This window comes from Microcoleus sp. D2_18a_D3 (genome assembly GCF_036702455.1).
Classification (GTDB): Bacteria; Cyanobacteriota; Cyanobacteriia; order Cyanobacteriales; family Microcoleaceae; genus Microcoleus.
The window spans coordinates 22,337-40,616 of the sequence record NZ_JAUBTK010000033.1 but is presented as its reverse complement, the minus strand read 5'-3'; the positions used below and the strand labels follow the sequence as shown (position 1 = coordinate 40,616).

Sequence of the window (18,280 nt, the reverse complement as noted above, 5' to 3'; positions counted from 1 at the left end):
AGGGTGCGTCGCCATCGAATTTTTCGCGATGATTGGAAGCTCTGCGAGGCGACGCACCTTACATTTAAAAGCTAATATATGCCTATATATGGCGACACAGATTCCCATTATTTAATAATACGTCAAGTGGCAAAAAAAAGCAAGAGGCGAGATACAAAAAATCCCGCCCCAGCTTCAATTAAAAACTACCTTTGATCCCAAGCCTTAGCCGCATCAGCAACAGCTTGGTCTACCGACTTTTCATCCAACATTGCCGCCTGCAAATTGTCATAAATCGCCTTTTGCAGATTCTTAACATCCTTTAAAGGCGGAATCAATAGCTCGGCGGAACTCAACCCAGAAGCACTAACAATCCGAGCTCGATCGGCAGCAGGAGCATCAGCAGAAACTGTCTTAAAATAATCGTCCTGCAAAGCCTCAACCGTAGAAGGCAAAACATTAGCAGCCTTAGCAAAAGCCAACTGATTTTGAGAATTAGTTACGTACAGAGCAAACTTGACAGCATCATCAGGGCGCTTGCTGTCGCGGGGCACAACCAAATTCATCACCGCCACAGTCTTCTTGCCGGTTTCCCCCGTAATTTGAGGCGCAGCAGCCGAAACAGCACCAATACTCGGAGCATTCTCAGAAATCGCCTTCAAAAACTGAGGCCCGGAAGCTAACAAAGTAGTTTCCCCAGCTTGATAAAGCTCGATCGCCCTGCGATGTCCCTGCACCAAAACATCCTGCGGCAAAAGTCCGTTCTTGTACAAATCTACCCAATACTGAAAAACAGCTTTCCCCTTAGCAGTATTAAAAGCCGCCTTGCCTTTAGCATCAACCAAAGGCACACCCATCTGCACGAAAGATTGCAAAACCTCCGCCGAATCTTCCGGCACAAAAGTCACAAAAAAAGCAAACTTACCAGTCTTCTCCTTCACCTGCTTCGCCACCTGTGCCAACTCGGCATAAGTAGCCGGAGGCTTAGCAATTCCAGCCTTCTTCAACAAATCAGTATTGTAAATTGTCACCCCAGTCGTGAGATACCAAGGAATGCCAAAACTCTTGCCGTCGAGTACGCCAGCTTTCCAGATATTTGGCAGATAGGTCGATCGAACTTGCTGCGGAATCCGAGAATCCAAATCCAGCCAAGCATTGCGTCCCGCCAACAGCGAAGCAAAATCTGGATTTAGGTTCACCACATCCGGCGCAGTTTTAGCCGAAACAGCCCCCAAAATTTTGCTTTCCATCGCCGACCAAGGAACGTCCACCCAACGCACCTTCACCCCCGGATTTTCCGCTTCAAAACCGGCGATCGTCTTGTTGAAATACTCAGTAAACTGAGGTTGAAGCTGCATAGTCCAGAACTCGATTTCCTGCGTATTATTTGCCTGGGAATTAACAGCCGGCTTGCTGCAACTCACCACCGCAGACAGCAGCAGCCCCACCAGCCCAAAAACAGCAAAAAGTTGCCAAGATTTACGTTTCATAGAATAAAATTTGAGAGTTATGGGAACCGTTAGACAAAAAAGCGTGAAGCGAAGCTATCCCGTAGGGAATCGCCCGAATCAAGCGCGATCGAGTCAGTAACAGAGTTTTGTACCTGTGGCCAGGAGCGAGATAGTCTGTTTTTGTGCAGAATCGGCGGGTTTTCGGTCGATCGAGCTGGAATTTATTGACATTCGCAGCAGAATAGCTATTGTCAAGTAAATTGGATAGCATAAAATCGGAACTAGCGATCGCGCAACACAGACTGAGCTGCGTAGCTACGGCGGGATACCGAGATTACAGCACTCTTGCGGCAGTTGGAAACCAACCCTCCAACACGCCTGCGCGCTGAATCAGGCTGGCCAACTACAAAAGAAAAAAATAGCAATTACCGGCGACCCAATCACATGGTTAACTTTTTCAAAGGTCTACTTTCCCAACGCCAGCCAGGAATCGGGATCGAAATAGCCCCAGACCGCATCAACATCATTCAGCTCGAAAAGAAAGGTCAGGCATTAAAATTAGGCATCCTAGCCTCAATAGAAGTTCCCGAAGACATAGTACAAGAAGGACAAATAGTCGATCCGCCAGGAATGGCAGAACTAATAAAAGCCGTCCTCGCCGAAAACAAAATCAAAGCCAAGCGAGTAGCCACAGCCATTCCCGGCCGCGAAGCCGTCATCCGCCTCATCCCAGTTCCCGCAGAGCTCAACGAAGAAGAACTGCGGGATTACATGAACGCAGAAGCAGGACTGTACTTGCCATTTCCCAGAGAAGACGCCGACGTAGACTATCAAAAAATAGGCCTTTTTGTAGATGACGACGGAGTAGAAAAAGTGCAAGTCGTGTTAGTAGCAACCCGGAGAGAAGTTACCGACACATACATCGAAACCTTCAAAGAAGCCGGACTGATTATAGACGTACTAGAAGTAACCAGCTTTGCCCTAATCCGCACCCTCAAAGACCAACTGCAACAATTTTCGTCCCAAGAAGCAGCAGTTCTCACCGCCATAGAATTTGACAGCACCGAGTTAGCTATAGTAGTGGACGGCATACCTCAGTTCAACCGTACCATCCCGATCGGCACCTACCAAATCCAGACCGCCCTCAACCAAGCCATGAACCTGCCGCCAACCAGAGACACCAGCGAACTGCAAGGCATGACCCTGCCAGTCACAGATACAATGGGCGCATCGGGAGACGCGAATCCGGGAACAAATGCGATGATAAAAGTATTGGGAGAACTAGCAGACGAACTGCGCCGCTCAGTAGACTTTTACCTCAACCAGAGCGAAGAACTCGAAGTAGCGCAACTGCTGCTAGCAGGCCCGGGAGCTGCGATCGGCAAACTAGACGAATTTTTTATGCAAAGATTAAGCTTGCCCGCATCTCAAGTCGATCCCATCGAAACCCTAGGACTCGAAATCAGCCAAGAAATTACCCCAGAACAGCGAGCAGGTTTAGGAGTCGCCCTAGGTTTAGGACTAAGGGAGGTTATGTGAACTAACAGTTTTAGATGAGAGAAAAACCGGTTTGAGAATTTTAGGTAAAAACCCCTTCCAACAGAAGAAGGCAGAAAGCAGAAGGTAGAATATTGGAGGTAGAAGGTAGAAGGTAAAAGGTAGAATATATCTGAGGTAGAAGCAGCCCCTTCCTTCAGTAGAAGGCAAAAAGTTGTTTCTTTCTTCCCTAAATAAATCCTTCACTTGTACCAGCAATCTTGGGCTCTGTCTAAAATCTAAAATTTCAAATTTAAATCTATAGCAACAGCCAAGAGAGTTGGGACATTCTTAATTGCTCAAACATAAGCAGTCGATCACTTTTTCCTTCTACCTTGTGCCTTCTTCCTTCTACCTTGTGCCTTCTTCCTTCTCCCTTCTGCTAAAAAATCGAGTGAAGCCATGTACAGCCTAGATATTAATTTTCTCAACGACCGTCCGGACTACAAACCCGTTGCAGCAGCCAAAAGCTCAACTAAAAAAAGTTCTGGTGGAGCCAAAGACCAACTGCCCATATATGGGGCGGTGCTGTTTGCCTTCGGGGTCAACGCCGCAGTCCTGGGCGCCGGGTGGTGGGCGATTAACGAAAATAACAACTTGGCCAAAAAACAAGCAGACATCGACGCAAAACTGGCCACGTTAAACACTCAAGCCAGCACCATCAAAGCCATCAACGCCGAAACCGACCAAGTTACCGCCGAATACAAAGCATTAGCCGGAGTATTCGACCAAATTAAACCTTGGTCGGCGATGCTGCAAGACCTCAGTGCCCGCACTCCGGCGGGAGTGCAAATTGGCAAAATCGAGCAAATCGACCCCAGTCCCTCCCCCGTGGCAGCAGCACCCCCACCCCCCGCAGCCACCCCGGCAGCCTCCCCAGGGGCGAGTCCATCTCCAGCAGCCAGCCCCACCCCGGCAGCACCTCCCCCCCCCGTCGTCCCGCAGCAGGCATCAAAAGTACAAATCTCAGGGATAGCCAGTACCTTTGCTCAAGTTAACGACTTTATGTTGCTAGTCCAGCGCTCTCCTTTCTTCCTTAACACCGATACCAAACTGATAGCGGCCACATTAAAAAACAACCCCGCACAATTACAAGTGCGTAACCAAAACGCAGCACCACCAGAACTTCCCAAACTGCGACCAGTGGTGGAATATAAAATTGAAACCACGCTCAGCCCGACGGGAGCCTCCGAGTTGCTCTCCGAGCTCCGCAGCAAGCAAGCAGACGGGCTAGCAATACGGATAGAAACACTTCAAGAAAAAGGAGTGCTAGAACCACAAAAACCAGAGGTGAAAAAACAATGACAGCAGCAAATGAGTTTATTCCCAGTGGCGGACAAGCAGAAGAGACAGGGGCTCAGGAAATATTCGGCATTAAGCTGACACCCCAAGTCCAAGCAATCGGCATCGCGGTTCTCGGCCTCGTCATTGCCGGCGGCATTGGCTACCAGTTCGTACTGCCCGAGTTCCAAAAAAGCGACCAATTCAAGCAAAAACTTAGCGAAAGCGAGCAAACGCAACTGCAATTGCAAACTCAAATTCAAAAAAAGGCAGAAGCAGAAGCCAAGCAAGAAGAAGCAAAACAGCGCCGCGCCAACGTGACGGCAATGTTTGCCAGCGACGCCAGCGCCAACACAATTTTGCTTGACATGACCCAACTGGTTAATAGAATCAATGCCGGGGTGCAAGGAGATGACCTCAAGGCTAAAATTACCAAATTTGAGCCGGATATGCCCCCAGCGGCAGCCACCGCCGCGCCAGGAGCTCCAGACCCAGATATTCTGGCCGATACCTCCTTCGGGTCGTCCTTGGCTGGCAAGCTCAGACGCAAAAAATTTAAGGTAGAGTTTGAAGGCACTTTCGCTCAAACCCGCAATTTTATGCGTAACTTGGAGTTGATGCAGTCCCTGTTGGTAGTGAGGAATTTGAAATCTGAATTGCTAGCATCAAATCAGCCAATTGAAGTTGACTTTGTGAAAGGGAAAATAGTTCCTGTGGAGCAGCCGCCAACTAAAATTAAAACTGCTTTTGACTTGCACGCCCTGCTGCCGTTAAAGCAAGAAGAAAAAACGCCAACTCCGGCTCCCAGTCCTGCTGCTAAGTAGCTGTAGTTGGGCGGATATTAGCTATTAGCTATTCTTCCAAACTCGCTCTTTCACAAGAAAGGAGAAGGCAGAAAGTAGAATTTTGAAGATTGAAGGTAGAAGTCAAAAAATAATGAATGCCACAATTTTTTTTGATATGGCACTCAAAAAAATGCTCTAAAACCTAATTTCTTCTAATACCAGTTTCAAAAATTAATGGAACTGTAGGATAGCTTCTAACCCTGGTGTCATCAGTTATTCCCCATAGAAAATCGCCAATCGAAAAGGGTATAACTTCTCCTTTCAAATAGACTCGAAGCGAGAATCTTTCAGTCAGTTTAGCAGCTAGCGACAAAAGACTGCGAACAACAAATACAAATTGTAGTTGAGGAGAGAACGTGAAACAGCATCTACGGTTAAGTGGAGGACTCTTATGCAGCGTTGCAGGAGTTTTGATCGCCCAAGCCCCCGTCTTGGCAGTGCCGACTCAAGTCACAGGAGTGCAAATAAGTCAAGGTAATAATGGCGTAAATATTGTTATGGCGACAGAAAAGGGCGATCGCCCGCAAGTTTTCGCCATCAATAACGGCAATACTTACCAAGCCACAATTATCAACACCCAACTTCGCTTACCACAAGGCAACAGATTCCGTCAAGATAACCCCGCTCCGGGAATTTCTTCAGTAGAAATCACCCAGGTAGAGGCTAACAGCATCCGCGTTGTGGTAGCGGGCACCAACGGAGTTCCCAACGGACAAATTGTGCCGGGACAAGGCCAAAGCATCGTCCTCAGCGTTGCCGGACAGGGTGGTACAGCACAGTCTGCCCCAACTTTACCTCCGCCGCCGCCGGGACTGCCGCTGAGCCAAACAGCTCCCCCGCCAGCTCCCCAAGTCCGCACCTCGCAAAACCCAGGCGTGCTGCTGCCAAATCCCGAAGTTACTGTTACCAGGAACGATCGCCCGCCCCTCCCCAGCGAAATACAATCCCAGAGCAATCAGGCTGCGCCTTTCCAACCGCGGGCCGTGGCTCCGCCCTTGGGAGATATCGCGGTGTCTAACATCGCCCCCGGCGCGGGAAATATTGAACTGAGTTCGGGAGAACGCATCCCCCGCTTGGTGCTGCGGGATGCCCCAGTCCGGGACGTTTTGGCTCTGCTGGCTCGCGCTGCAGGATTGAACATTGCTTTTACAGGCGGCGGGGCCCCTGCTCAACCGGGCCAGCCCGCAGTGCCTGGTCAGCCGGGAGCCACCGGTTCAGATGAAGGGCCAAAGATTTCTTTGGACATCGAAAATGAGTCGGTGCAAGATGTCTTTAATTACGTGCTGCGGCTCAGCGGGCTGCAAGCTAACCGCCAGGGGCGGACGATTTTTGTAGGGACTAACTTGCCGATCGACTCGCGCAATATTATCATTCGGACTCTGCGGCTCAATCAAGTTCGGTCTACCGATGCAGCTAACTTTTTGAGCGCTCAAGGGGCGGAAACTCAACTGCCGATTACTCGGGTGACTATTCAAAGCGTCGGCCAGGGAAATGCGGCGCGGGATGTAGAAATTAGGGAACCGGACATTAAGGCGATCGGCGCTAGGGAAGGCACGGGGCCGCTGTTGCTGAGGGGACTGTCGGTGCTGGCGGATTCTCGGCTCAATTCCATCACTTTAGTCGGAGACCCGCGCAAAGTTGACATGGCTGTGGCTTTCTTGACACAGCTAGATTTGCGCCGCCGTCAAGTTGCTGTCAACGTCAAGGTGATCGATATCAACTTGTTGGGAGACAACAGAACTAGCAGCAGCTTCTCTTTCGGAATTAATAACAGTTTCTTTGTCAATGACAATGGGGCGGCAAGTCTCAATTTTGGCGGCATCAATCCGCCCAATGCAAACGCTCTCGATGGGAGCTTGACCGGTCGGCCGATCATCGGCAACCCTTTAGCAGACCTGGAGCCTTTCTACGATGCGAACGGCCGGCGTATCGTGCCGCTTACAGGTCAAGGTCGCGATACCGCCGCCAAAGGTGTGTTCCTCCGACCGACAGCCCCAATTACTAATGACCCCACGCGAGTTGGAATTACGGATTACGAGCCAGGCTCGGCAACCGCTTCGGGAAGTGCAGAGTTCGGCCTGTTCCCGGCGTTCCAGTATCCGAGGAGGTTCCTGTCGGCGTTGCAGGCCACTATTCAGAGCCAGAATGCCAAAATCCTGACCGATCCGACTCTGGTGGTTCAAGAAGGAGAAACGGCGAATGTGAATATTACTGATGAGGTGATCACTAACATCACGTCGCAAACGACGACTACCGGAAATACAAGTACCCAAACGGTGACGGCTGTCAAAGACAGGGCTGGTTTGCAGTTGGGGGTGGCGATCGATCGGATTGACGATAATGGCTTTGTCTCTCTGCGGGTGAACCCGATTATCAGGACACCTGGCGGCGAGCAAGACCTGGCCACGGGCGCGAACACGAATACTATCAGGCTGCTGGGCGAGCGTTCGTTGCAATCGGGGCTAATTCGCCTGCGGGACGGTCAGACTTTGATTGTTTCGGGGATTATCCGCGATGAAGAACGGGTTACAGCCAACAAGATTCCGATTTTAGGAGATTTGCCGATTATCGGTTCGCTGTTCAGGAGAACCAATAAGAGCAACCAGCGGGCGGAGTTGATTGTATTGCTGACTCCGCAGATTTTGGATGATAGCGATCGATCGAACTTTGGGTACCAAAACAGCATCAGTCCCGACGCGCGCCAAATGTTGCAGCGCAGTCAGCCCGTCCAGCCGAGACAGTAGGAACGAAGGAAAAAGGTCTTGCTGTCAACTTTCCACCCTCTTTCCCCTGAGTCCGACAGTCCGACAGTCCGACAGGGGTTGAAACCCCTGCCTCAAAGCTAAAGTCCTCGCTTCAGAGGACTAAAGAACTGATTAGTCCTCTGAAGCGAGGACTATAAATCACTCTTTCAGTCGTCTTCAGACGACTTCAGCTATGAGACAGGGACTTCAGTCCCTGGCGGGTTCCGAGAGAATGAAACAGCCCCCCCACGAGGAAAGAAAGAGGGGAAAGAAATAAGGAACAAGGAAAAAACTTTTCCTTTAGCCCTTGACAAATTACATTTTATTCCTTCTATTTCTCCTTTTTTTATGCTTTCAAATCCACCGAGGCGAGAAATCTTGTCTCCAAGGTGGTATTTTTTTACCTAAATTTTGGGATTAATTACAAAAATTAGCAAGTTCCATATAAATTAAAGGTTCCACCGATCCATAACGGTCGGCAAGACTTTAGAATAATGCAGTGAAAATTAGATGCTGTGGGGTTTTCAGCAGTTAGAAACAAAAATTCCTTCTCTGACCAATTACCCTAGGGTAATTGGTATTCAGCAGGAGTTGTGATTCGGGGAAGCGGACGGGAGCAATCGGGAACCACCCAAACCTCCCAATCCACACCTCAATCCAGTTGATAACTCACAGCTAATAGTTGAACTAACTCTGTTTAACGTAATTTTGCAAATCCAGAAGGAGTTCGCAATGAACAAAGGTGAATTGGTTGATGCAGTCGCGGAAAAGGCTAGCGTGACGAAAAAACAGGCAGATGCTGTTTTGAGTGCCGCCCTCGAAGCAATCATGGAAGCTGTCTCCGATGGCGACAAGGTGACGCTGGTCGGTTTTGGCTCGTTTGAGTCGCGGGAACGCAAGGCCCGCGAGGGTCGCAATCCCAAAACTGGCGACAAGATGGAAATCCCGGCAACCAGAGTTCCCGCATTTTCCGCAGGGAAGTTGTTTAAGGACAGAGTTGCACCGCCGAAAAACGCGGAATAGCTGGCGAACTGAGTCTTGATTAGACCTGTACACGGTGGGAATTTAGCTTGGGCAGCCGCACTGGCCGGCTGCCCTGCCTCTGCTATTCTTGATTTTTCTGCGAGTATCAGTCCTTTGGGCCCTCCTGAGTCGGCCCTGGCTGCAATTCAATCAAACTTGAGCAGTCTGACGGCTTACCCAGACCCGGATTATGGAGAGCTCAGGACTGCTTTGGGGGAGGCTTTGAATGTTGACCGGGATTGGATTTTGCCGGGGAATGGTTCGGCGGAATTGTTGACTTGGGCGGCTTGGGATTTGTCGAAGCTGGAGGCGACTTATCTGGTGACTCCGGCTTTTGGGGATTACTGGCGGGCTCTTTCGGCTTTCGGCGCGCAGGTTCTCAAATGTCCTTTGGAACTCCAATCTTGCACCATTGTCAAGAACGACCAAGATGCCCATTCCACAAGAGATGAATTTTGTGGAACAGGCATGATGCCTGTTCCTAAACAACTAATTGAGAATGGTGCCACATCTGAGTTGGATCTGAAATCGTTGGAGGCTGGGGCAGGAAACGAGTTAGTAACCGATGATTTGTCGGTTTCTAACCGTTCCCTTGTCTCCCCTTCTCTCCGTCTCCCGGTTCATCTTGCTCTCGATGCCAATCATCGACGAGGTTTGCTCCTGAACAACCCGCACAATCCTACGGGTTTACTGTTCGCTAGGGAGGCGATTTTGCCTTATGTGAAGCAGTTAGGTATGGTGGTGGTGGATGAGGCCTTTATGGACTTTCTACCGCCTTCTGAGCAGGAAACTTTGATCGATGCTGTTGAGGAGTTTCCGAATTTGGTGATTTTACGATCGCTCACTAAATTCTATTCTCTGCCGGGACTGCGCTTGGGCTGTGCGATCGCCCATCCCGATATTCTGCGCCGCTGGCAGTTGCAGCGCGATCCTTGGCCTGTGAATGCTTTGGCTGCTGCTGCTGCTGCTGCTGTGGTGCGAGATACTGTTTTTGAGCGGCAAACCTGGGAGTGGCTGCCTGTTGCTCGCCGAGAGCTATTTGAGGGTTTGGCTAATTTACCGGGTTTGCAGCCTTTTGCCGGGGCGGCTAATTTCTTGTTGGTTGAGTCGTCGATGTCGGTTTCTTCGATTCAAAAAAGTCTGTTGGAACGACACCGGATTTTGATTCGGGATTGTTTGAGTTTTCCTGAGTTGGGCGATCGGTTTTTTCGGGTGGCTGTGCGATCAAGGGCGGACAATCTGCGACTGATTGCTGGACTTAAAGAAGTCATTAGTCATTAGTCAGTAGTCATTAGTCATTAGTCAGTTGTCCGTTTACAGTTGTCCGTTGTCAGTTGACAAACCGATTTTATTGGTCGTTCGAGCGCACTTCCCAAGAAACCCGGTTTCTCTGATAAATCTTGGGTTTTACAGCGAAGTATCTAGGAAGAAACCGGGTTTCTGACCCCGCGCGCCGATCGTCCTAAACTAATGACTACTGACTAATGACTACTGACTACTGACTAATGACTACTAACTAATGACTAATGACTACTGACTTCTTTATTTATGCTTGACTATGATTTAGTGATTATTGGTGGAACTCCGGCCGGACGCTATGCTGCTTTGACTGCAACTAATTTCCCGGCCCGCGTTGCTTTGGTGGAACCGCTAAGTAATTCGCAAGATTTGCCGACTGGGGGGAAAGAGTCGATCGACCTTGGTTTGAGATACAGCCAAACTTTGAGGGAGGCTGCTCGTTTTGCCCAGCAGATCAGCCGCCAGCAGTTGGGGGTTCGCTGGGAAGTTGCCAATTCCTCCATGCCGCTCAAATTGCGGTTTGACGGGGTTCTCAAGTGGGCAGATGATGTTGTTTCTAATTTGTCAGAAATTGATTCTCTCGGCCTTTTGGCGGCTCGCGGGGTCGATGTTATTTTTGGCAACGGCGAGTTTGTTGCGAAACCGGATTTGGCTTTTGTTGCGGGCGGGCGTTCATTGCGATCGCTCTGTTATTTGCTAGCTTGTCCAACTCTGCCGGCGATTCCCAATATTGAAGGACTTTCATCTGCTGGCTTTTTTACTTCGGAAACTGTCGGGGAATTAGCAAAACTTCCACAGTTGCCTAAAAGTTTGGCTGTAATCGGTGCAGATCCCAGCGGTGTCGAAGTGGCTCAGACTTTTGCTCGGCTGGGGGTTGCTGTCACTTTGGTGGTGAAAAGTTCGCACATTTTGGCTAAAGAAGACCGGGAGGCTGCTGGGTTGGTGCAAGCTGGAATGGAAGCTGAAGGAGTGCGGATTCTGACTGCAACTGAGGTGACTCAAGCGAGGGTGATTGAGGGTAAAAAATGGATTCAAGCTGGGCCAAGGGCGATCGAAGCTGAGGAGATTTTTCTGGCTGCGGGTAGAGGACACAATTTTTCATCGTTAAATCTCGAAGCGGCTAAGGTTAAATTCAGCGATCGGGGGGTGATTTTAAATGAAAAGCTGCAAACAACAAATCACCGAATTTATGCGATCGGCGATGTTGCTGGGGGTTATCCGTTCCCTCACATCGCTAATTACGAAGCTGCGGTTGCTGTGAAAAATGCTTTGTTTTTGCCAATGTTTCAAATAGATTATCGCGGGATTCCTTGGGCTATTTTTTCTGATCCGCAGTTGGCGAGGGTTGGCTTGACTGAAGCGCAAGCAAGGCGCCGTTTTGGAGACGATCTCATTGTTTGTCGGGAATATTTCAAGAATGTTGAAAGAGCTCAAATGTCCGGGGATACAACTGGTTTTTGTAAGATTGTCGGGCGTCGCAATGGTGAGATGTTGGGAGCGAGTATTGTGGGGCCGCAAGCTGCTGAGTTGATTCACGCGATCGCTTTGGCTGTGCGTCACGGGATGAAGGTTGAGGCGATCGCCCAACTTCCTTATATTTGGTCGAGTTTTTCGGCAATTAACGGTCAAACTGCTGCTGTTTGGGAGTCGCAGCGCTTGGGCAGCAATACTTTTATCCAGAATTTGTGGGAGAATTTGTTTCACTGGCGCAGGTATTGGAAGTGAAAAAATCAAAGGGGTAATTGGTAATTGGTAATTGTAAGTATGTGAGTGGCAAAATATAATTGACTTGGGCTAGTTCCATAGTCGGCTTCTGAATTTTGGCATTAAATGCCTGATTCACTTATTAAAGTGGGGCAGCTTGTTGTTGCATCTGGACAAATAATTCGGCTTGGAGCCTATGACTCCCTACCGATCCGCCATCGAGCGCACAAACTAGATTTCCTCTGCTTCCTGCTTTAAATGCAGAGTCGCCCGAATTGTACTGATGAGATTAAATTCTGAGCTAAACTCGACATTAGATTTAATAGGCGATCGCATACAAGCATCGGTTTTAAAAATACTCTTAAGTACCAGATTAGCCTCTTAAATTCCTCTTCTATCAACTGCTGTCGTTCAATGAGCATTAGCCTCCTTCATTTTCTACTGAGTCTTAACTCCAGTATCAACAGCTCTTACATAAACAATTCAAGTATTGTTTTAAACTCTTGCTTTCATAACTCTCTCTCCCAAATATATTAAGAAAAATGTAATTCACTGAATACTAAAGCAGAGCAAGCGAAAATAGTAGATAGTAACTCTCAGAAGCTTCAGACTTGACAGAAGCAGTAGGAATACGTAGATATGACTAACATCACAAATTTTTTTCTAGGATATCACATTAACGAGGAAATATACGCAGGCAATCGAACTCTAGTTTATCGTGGTATTCGCTCTTGTGATCAGCAACCCGTCGCGATCAAACTACTGCGAAATGACTTTCCCAGCTTCAACGAACTGGTTCACTTCCGCAACCAATACGTCATTGCTAAAAACTTAAATATCCCCGGCACTGTCAAGGCATACAGCCTGGAGAGCTATCATAACCGCTATGCTCTGGTGATGGAAGACTTTGGCGGAATTTCCTTATGTAGCTACCTTGCTAGTCTAGCATCCGATAGCAACGAAACCCTAGAAGGCTTGCCAGTTAACGAGTTTCTTCCTATGGCGATTCAAATTGCCAACGCCCTTGACGGACTTCATCGCCACCACGTCATCCATAAAGACCTCAAGCCCGCCAATATTCTAATTAATCCCATCAGCAAAGAAGTCAAGCTGATTGATTTGAGCATCGCTTCCCTGCTGCCGCGCGAAACCCAAGAAATTCAAAATCCCAATGTCCTAGAAGGTACTTTACCCTACATATCTCCCGAACAAACTGGGCGAATGAACCGAGGCATTGATTACCGCACAGATTTCTACTCTCTGGGAGTCACATTCTACGAATTACTAACAGGAAAGTTACCGTTCCAAACAGACGATCCAATGGATTTGGTACACTGCCACCTAGCAAAACAACCTTTTGCCGTCCATGAACTCAACCCAGCAGTTCCTCCGGTACTGTCTGAGATAGTTAATAAACTGATGGCGAAGAATGCAGAAGACCGCTATCAGAGTGCCAGCGGACTCAAGTATGACTTAGAAACTTGTTGGCAGCAGTGGAGAGAAAAGGGAGAGATTGCATCCTTTAAATTAGGACAACGAGATTTGTGCGATCGCTTCCTCATCCCAGAAAAATTATACGGTAGAGAAAGCGAAGTATCCTCTCTACTAGCAGCTTTCGAGCGCGTGAGTGCAGGTAGCACTGAAATGATGCTCGTTTCTGGTTTTTCTGGTATTGGTAAAACCGCTGCAGTCAACGAAGTTCACAAACCCATTGTCCGGCAGCGCGGCTACTTTATTAAAGGCAAATTTGACCAATTTCAACGCACTCTTCCCTTTACAGTATTTGTCCAAGCTTTTCGCGATTTAATGGGACAACTGCTATCGGAAACCGATGCCAAACTTGAACAATGGAAGTCGGAAATTTTGGCTGCTTTGGGCGAGAATGCTCAGGTAATCGTTGAAGTCATTCCGGAACTAGAACGTATTATCGGACAGCAAGCGCCCGTCCCCGAACTTTCGGGGAGTGCTGGTCAAAATCGCTTCAATTTGTTGTTTGAAAAATTCATTCAAGTCTTCACAACAAAAGACCATCCTTTAGTGATTTTCTTGGACGATTTGCAATGGGCAGACTCAGCCTCGTTAAAATTAATTCAACTGCTGATGAGCGACGTTGATAACTGCTATCTCTTTTTAATTGGAGCTTATCGGGATAACGAAGTTTTTCCAGCACATCCATTGATGCTGACGTTAGCAGAGATTCAAAAAACTGAAGCAAAGGTGAATACTATTACCTTAGCACCGCTCGATCGAGCCGACGTAAATTGTTTAGTTGCCGATACTCTAGCTTGTTCTACAGCGTTGGCTCAGCCTTTGACAGAACTCGTTTATCAGAAAACCCAAGGCAATCCATTTTTCAGCACACAATTCCTCAAATCTTTGCATGAAGATGGGCTAATTGAATTTAATGTTGAGCTTCGTTATTGGCAGTGCGATATTGCCCGAGTGCGAACCTTGGCACTAACAGATGATGTTGTAGAATTTATGGCACTTCAGTTGCGAAAGTTGCCAGCTCAGACACAGGAAGTTTTAAAGTTAGCTGCTTGTATTGGCAATCAGTTCGATTTGGCGACGTTAGCAATTGTTGATGAAAATTCGCCAGAAGAAACCGCATCGGCTTTATGGAAGGCACTACAAGACGGGCTAATTTTACCCATTAGCGAAGTTTATAAGTTTTATCAAGCAGAGGGAAATAGCGAATCGGTAATCGCTAAGGAAAAGAAATCCGATCAATTACTAATTACCCATGACCAATTACCCAAATATAATTTTTTACACGATCGCGTTCAACAAGCAGCCTATTCCCTCATTCCTGAAGACCAAAAGCGTTCTACTCACTTAAAAATTGGTCAACTGTTATTAAAGAATACGCCCGAAGCCGAGCGAGAAGAAAGAATTTTTGATATTGTCAATCACTTAAATGTGGGAGTTGAGCTAATTACCCAGGAGGCAGAACGGGAACAATTAGCACGATTGAATCTGGTTGCTGGAAAGAAAGCCAAAGCTGCTACCGCTTATGCTGCTGCGGTTGAAGATTTCAAGGTTGGCCAGGAATTACTGACAGAAAATAGTTGGCATAGTCAATACGAACTAACATTAGCGCTGTATACAGAAGCAGCAGCGGCGGCATATCTAAACGGTGATTTTGACCAGATGGAAAAATTAGCATCTGTCGTGGAAAACGGCGCCAAAACGCTAGGGGACAAAGTGAAGCTATATGAAGTCCAAATTCAAGCTTATATGGCGCAAAATAAGCTACAGGAAGCGCTGAATACAGGGTTGCCAGTCTTAAAGCAGTTGGGGGTAGAGTTTCCCTCCGAGCCAAATTTCTCTGATATTGGACAGGCACTAGGAGAAACCGCGTCAATTTTGAGCGGAAAGGGAACTGAGGACTTAATTGATCTCCCTCTGATGACAGATCCTCAACAAATAGCAACTATAACGATTCTGTCAAGCCTATTTACTCCTGCCTACCTAGCGCTGCCGCCACTCGCGCCTTTGGTAGTTTGCAAACAGGTCAATTTATCTGTCCAATATGGCAATGCTTCTTTGTCTCCCTATGCTTTTGTCATATATAGTTTTCTTCTCTGTGGCATGGGAGATATTGAGCGGGGCTATCAGTTCGGTCAACTGGCTTTACGTCTATTGTCAAAGTTGAATGCCAAAGAAATCCAAGCCAAGACATCCGCAATGGTGCATTCTTGTATTCAACCTTGGAAAGAACACTTCAGAAATAGTTTAAAACCTTTGCTGTCAGATTATACTTGTGGGCTGGAAACCGGAGAGTTAGAATTTGCTGGTTATGCTATCTTTCACTACAGTTATTACTCGTATTTTGTTGGCAAGCAACTAACGCAACTCGAACCAGAAATAGCAACCTACGCAGATGCCGTTAGTAAAATTCACCAGGAAGCCCCACTTTCTTATCAGAAAATTTGTTGGCAAGCCGTTTTGAACTTGATAGGAAGATCGGCAGACCCATGCCATTTAAAGGGAGAAGCCTACGACGAAGAGACAATGTTGCAACTGTATCAGGGAACCAATAACTACCTAGGGATTCATTACTTATACTTGCATCAACTTGTGCTTTGTTATCTGTTTGAAAATTACCCGGAAGCTTTTAAAAGTAGCGCTCAAATAGAAAGTTATTTGAGCGCAGCTTCAGGGCTGATAACTGTTGCTATCTTCCATTTCTACGATTCTTTGGTGCGGTTGGCAGTGTATTCTGACACTCCCCAGTCTGAACAACAGGGCATTCTTGATAGAGTACAAGCTAACCAAGAAAAAATGCAAAAGTGGGCGAATCATGCCCCCATGAATCATCTGCATAAATTCTATCTAGTAGAGGCAGAACGGCATCGCGTTTTAAACCAAAAAATAGAAGCGGTCGAGATGTACGACAAGGCTATTGCCCTCGCCCAAGAAAACGAGTACATCAACGAAGAAGCAGTTGCTCACGAACTCGCTGCCAAATTCTACTTAGAATGGGGCAAAGAAAAACTGGCAAAACCCTATTTAATTGATGCTTACTATGCTTACGCAAAGTGGGGAGCCAAAGCAAAGATTGACCATCTAGAACAGCGCTACCCCGAATTGCTTGCTGTGATTCTGCAACAGGAGCGAACTCGCCAGAATCCGACCGAAATAACTCACACCTCCAGCAGTGAATCATCCCTATCTAACACCAATAGAACAATTATCGGTAGCACAAGCAGTTTAGAGTTAGTAGATTTGCCGACAGTGATCAAAGCTTTTCAAGCTCTTTCCAGTGAAATAGAACTAGAGCAATTGCTAACTACTTTGATGCAAGTAGTAGTGCAAAATGCCGGAGCACAAACCGGAGCATTAATTTTGGAGGAAGCAGGAAAGTGGAGAGTTGCCGTACACTGTACAAATCGCCAAAATTGTGACTTGCAATCACTTCTAGTTGAAGAAAGCAAAGCAATTCCTCTGAACATCATTAACTACGTCAAACGTACAAAAGAAATCCTAGTATTCGATCGTGCCAGCACTCAAACCACCTGGGCTGGCGATCCTTACATCATGGAGCACCAACCCAAGAGCGTATTATGCACTCCGATTCTCCATCAAGGCAAAGTAATGGGGATTCTGTATCTAGAGAATAATCTCACAACGGGGGCGTTTACGCGCGATCGCGTCGCCATCCTCAACATCCTGTGCTCCCAAGCAGCAATTTCCTTACAAAACGCCCGACTGTATCAGCAATCCCAGGAATATGCTCAAAAACTAGAACAGTCTATCCACGAGCTCAAACAGATGCAGTTGCAATTGGTGCAGGGTGAGAAGATGTCTGCTCTCGGAAATTTAGTCGCAGGGGTAGCCCACGAAATTAACAATCCCGTAGGCTTTATCGCCGGCAACTTGCAACCGGCTCAAGAATACGTCGGGGATTTATTCAATTTGATCGATCTCTATCAAGAAACATTTCCCAATCCGGGAGGGGTAATTGAAACAGAAATTGAGGATATGGACTTGGAGTATTTGCGAGAAGATTTGCCCAAGTTAATTGGCTCAATGAAGGAAGGAGTCGATCGCATCCGCAATATCAGTACGAGTTTGAGAACGTTTTCCAGGGCTGATAGCGATCGACCCGTTTCTTTCAATATTCATGATGGACTTGAAAGCACTCTGCTAATTCTCAAGCACCGTTTAAAAGCCAGCGAGTTCCGCCCTGCCATTGAAGTTGTGAAAGAGTATGGTAACTTACCCCTAGTAAAATGCTTTCCGGGACAGTTAAACCAGGTATTTATGAATGTGCTGGCTAATGCCATTGATGCTCTGGAGGAGTCAAATAAGGGGCGGAGTTTTAGTGAAATTAAAGCCCTACCTAATCAAATCACGGTTCAAACTGCTTTGAGCGAAGACAACAATCAGGTTTTGATTCGCATTAAGGATAATGGAGTGGGGATGTCTGCCGAAGTCAAGGAAAACATCTTTAACCACTTATTCACAACCAAGCCTGTGGGTCAAGGAACTGGATTAGGATTGTCTATAGCCCACCAAATTGTTGTGGAAAAACATGGAGGTACATTAGTGGTGAATTCCTCCCTCTGTCAGGGTTCGGAGTTTGTAATTTCTATTCCGGCGTGAGCAGTTTGTGCTAGGCTTTAACGCATAGAACACCGCCTCCAAACTCGGAACCCCGTTATTAGAAGAAAGAGGACACGGGGAACGGGCAACAGGCTCTCTTGCTCTCAGGCTAGGAACTAGCGACTACAAACTAGGGAAACAAAGAATCTAGACTAATTCCCCCATCCTCCGCCCGCACCTTATTCGTGATTGAGACAGCGGTTTGCAACTGCCCGCTTTACCAACACTCTTCCCTTTTTTTGTGCCCTGTTTAGAGTTAAGAGTTTCCTTGAGATTTTAAGCCTCTACCTTACCGAAATGAAAGCAGCTA

At 47.5% G+C, this 18,280-nt stretch carries 10 protein-coding genes; 8 read left to right on the top strand and 2 right to left on the bottom strand.

What is annotated here, in order from left to right; all coding sequences use genetic code 11:
* Positions 1 to 185: 185 nt before the first annotated feature.
* Both QUB06_RS16760 and QUB06_RS16755 read right to left on the bottom strand, forming a co-directional pair.
* On the bottom strand, positions 186 to 1,469 hold the full coding sequence (locus tag QUB06_RS16760) for a sugar ABC transporter substrate-binding protein (RefSeq protein ID WP_333436219.1): 1,284 nt from the start codon (positions 1,467 to 1,469) through the stop codon (positions 186 to 188).
* Positions 1,459 to 1,701, bottom strand: a complete 243-nt coding sequence (locus QUB06_RS16755; RefSeq protein WP_333436218.1) for a hypothetical protein — start codon at positions 1,699 to 1,701, stop codon at positions 1,459 to 1,461. Before QUB06_RS16755 ends, QUB06_RS16760 begins: the two co-directional genes overlap by 11 nt.
* Before the next feature lie 173 nt (positions 1,702 to 1,874).
* Between QUB06_RS16755 and pilM the strand changes: the two genes are divergently transcribed.
* From pilM to QUB06_RS16715, 8 genes are all read left to right on the top strand, one after another.
* Positions 1,875 to 2,969 carry a type IV pilus assembly protein PilM gene (gene pilM / locus QUB06_RS16750; protein ID WP_333315742.1) on the top strand — a complete coding sequence of 365 codons (1,095 nt, stop codon included), beginning with the start codon at positions 1,875 to 1,877 and terminating at the stop codon, positions 2,967 to 2,969.
* 399 nt (positions 2,970 to 3,368) lie between these two features.
* Positions 3,369 to 4,271, top strand: coding sequence for a PilN domain-containing protein (locus QUB06_RS16745; RefSeq protein WP_333436217.1), 903 nt, complete (start codon positions 3,369 to 3,371; stop codon positions 4,269 to 4,271).
* Positions 4,268 to 5,071, top strand: coding sequence for a pilus assembly protein PilO (locus QUB06_RS16740; RefSeq protein ID WP_333436216.1), 804 nt, complete (start codon positions 4,268 to 4,270; stop codon positions 5,069 to 5,071). The genes QUB06_RS16745 and QUB06_RS16740 overlap by 4 nt, the downstream gene beginning before the upstream one ends.
* 377 nt (positions 5,072 to 5,448) lie before the next feature.
* Complete coding sequence (locus QUB06_RS16735; protein WP_333436215.1) at positions 5,449 to 7,836, top strand: AMIN domain-containing protein; 2,388 nt, start codon at positions 5,449 to 5,451, stop codon at positions 7,834 to 7,836.
* Between the two features lie 714 nt (positions 7,837 to 8,550).
* Positions 8,551 to 8,859, top strand: a complete 309-nt coding sequence (locus QUB06_RS16730; RefSeq protein ID WP_278187376.1) for an HU family DNA-binding protein — start codon at positions 8,551 to 8,553, stop codon at positions 8,857 to 8,859.
* A gap of 15 nt (positions 8,860 to 8,874) precedes the next feature.
* Entirely contained in the window at positions 8,875 to 10,140 is a 1,266-nt protein-coding gene (locus QUB06_RS16725; protein ID WP_333436214.1) for a threonine-phosphate decarboxylase, read from the top strand.
* A 267-nt stretch (positions 10,141 to 10,407) separates the two neighbouring features.
* The gene (locus QUB06_RS16720; protein ID WP_333436213.1) at positions 10,408 to 11,883 is read left to right on the top strand and encodes an NAD(P)/FAD-dependent oxidoreductase; all 1,476 of its coding nucleotides are present in this window, start codon (positions 10,408 to 10,410) and stop codon (positions 11,881 to 11,883) included.
* Positions 11,884 to 12,501: 618 nt separating this feature from the next.
* Complete coding sequence (locus QUB06_RS16715) at positions 12,502 to 17,970, top strand: AAA family ATPase (RefSeq protein WP_333436212.1); 5,469 nt, start codon at positions 12,502 to 12,504, stop codon at positions 17,968 to 17,970.
* Positions 17,971 to 18,280: the final 310 nt, after the last annotated feature.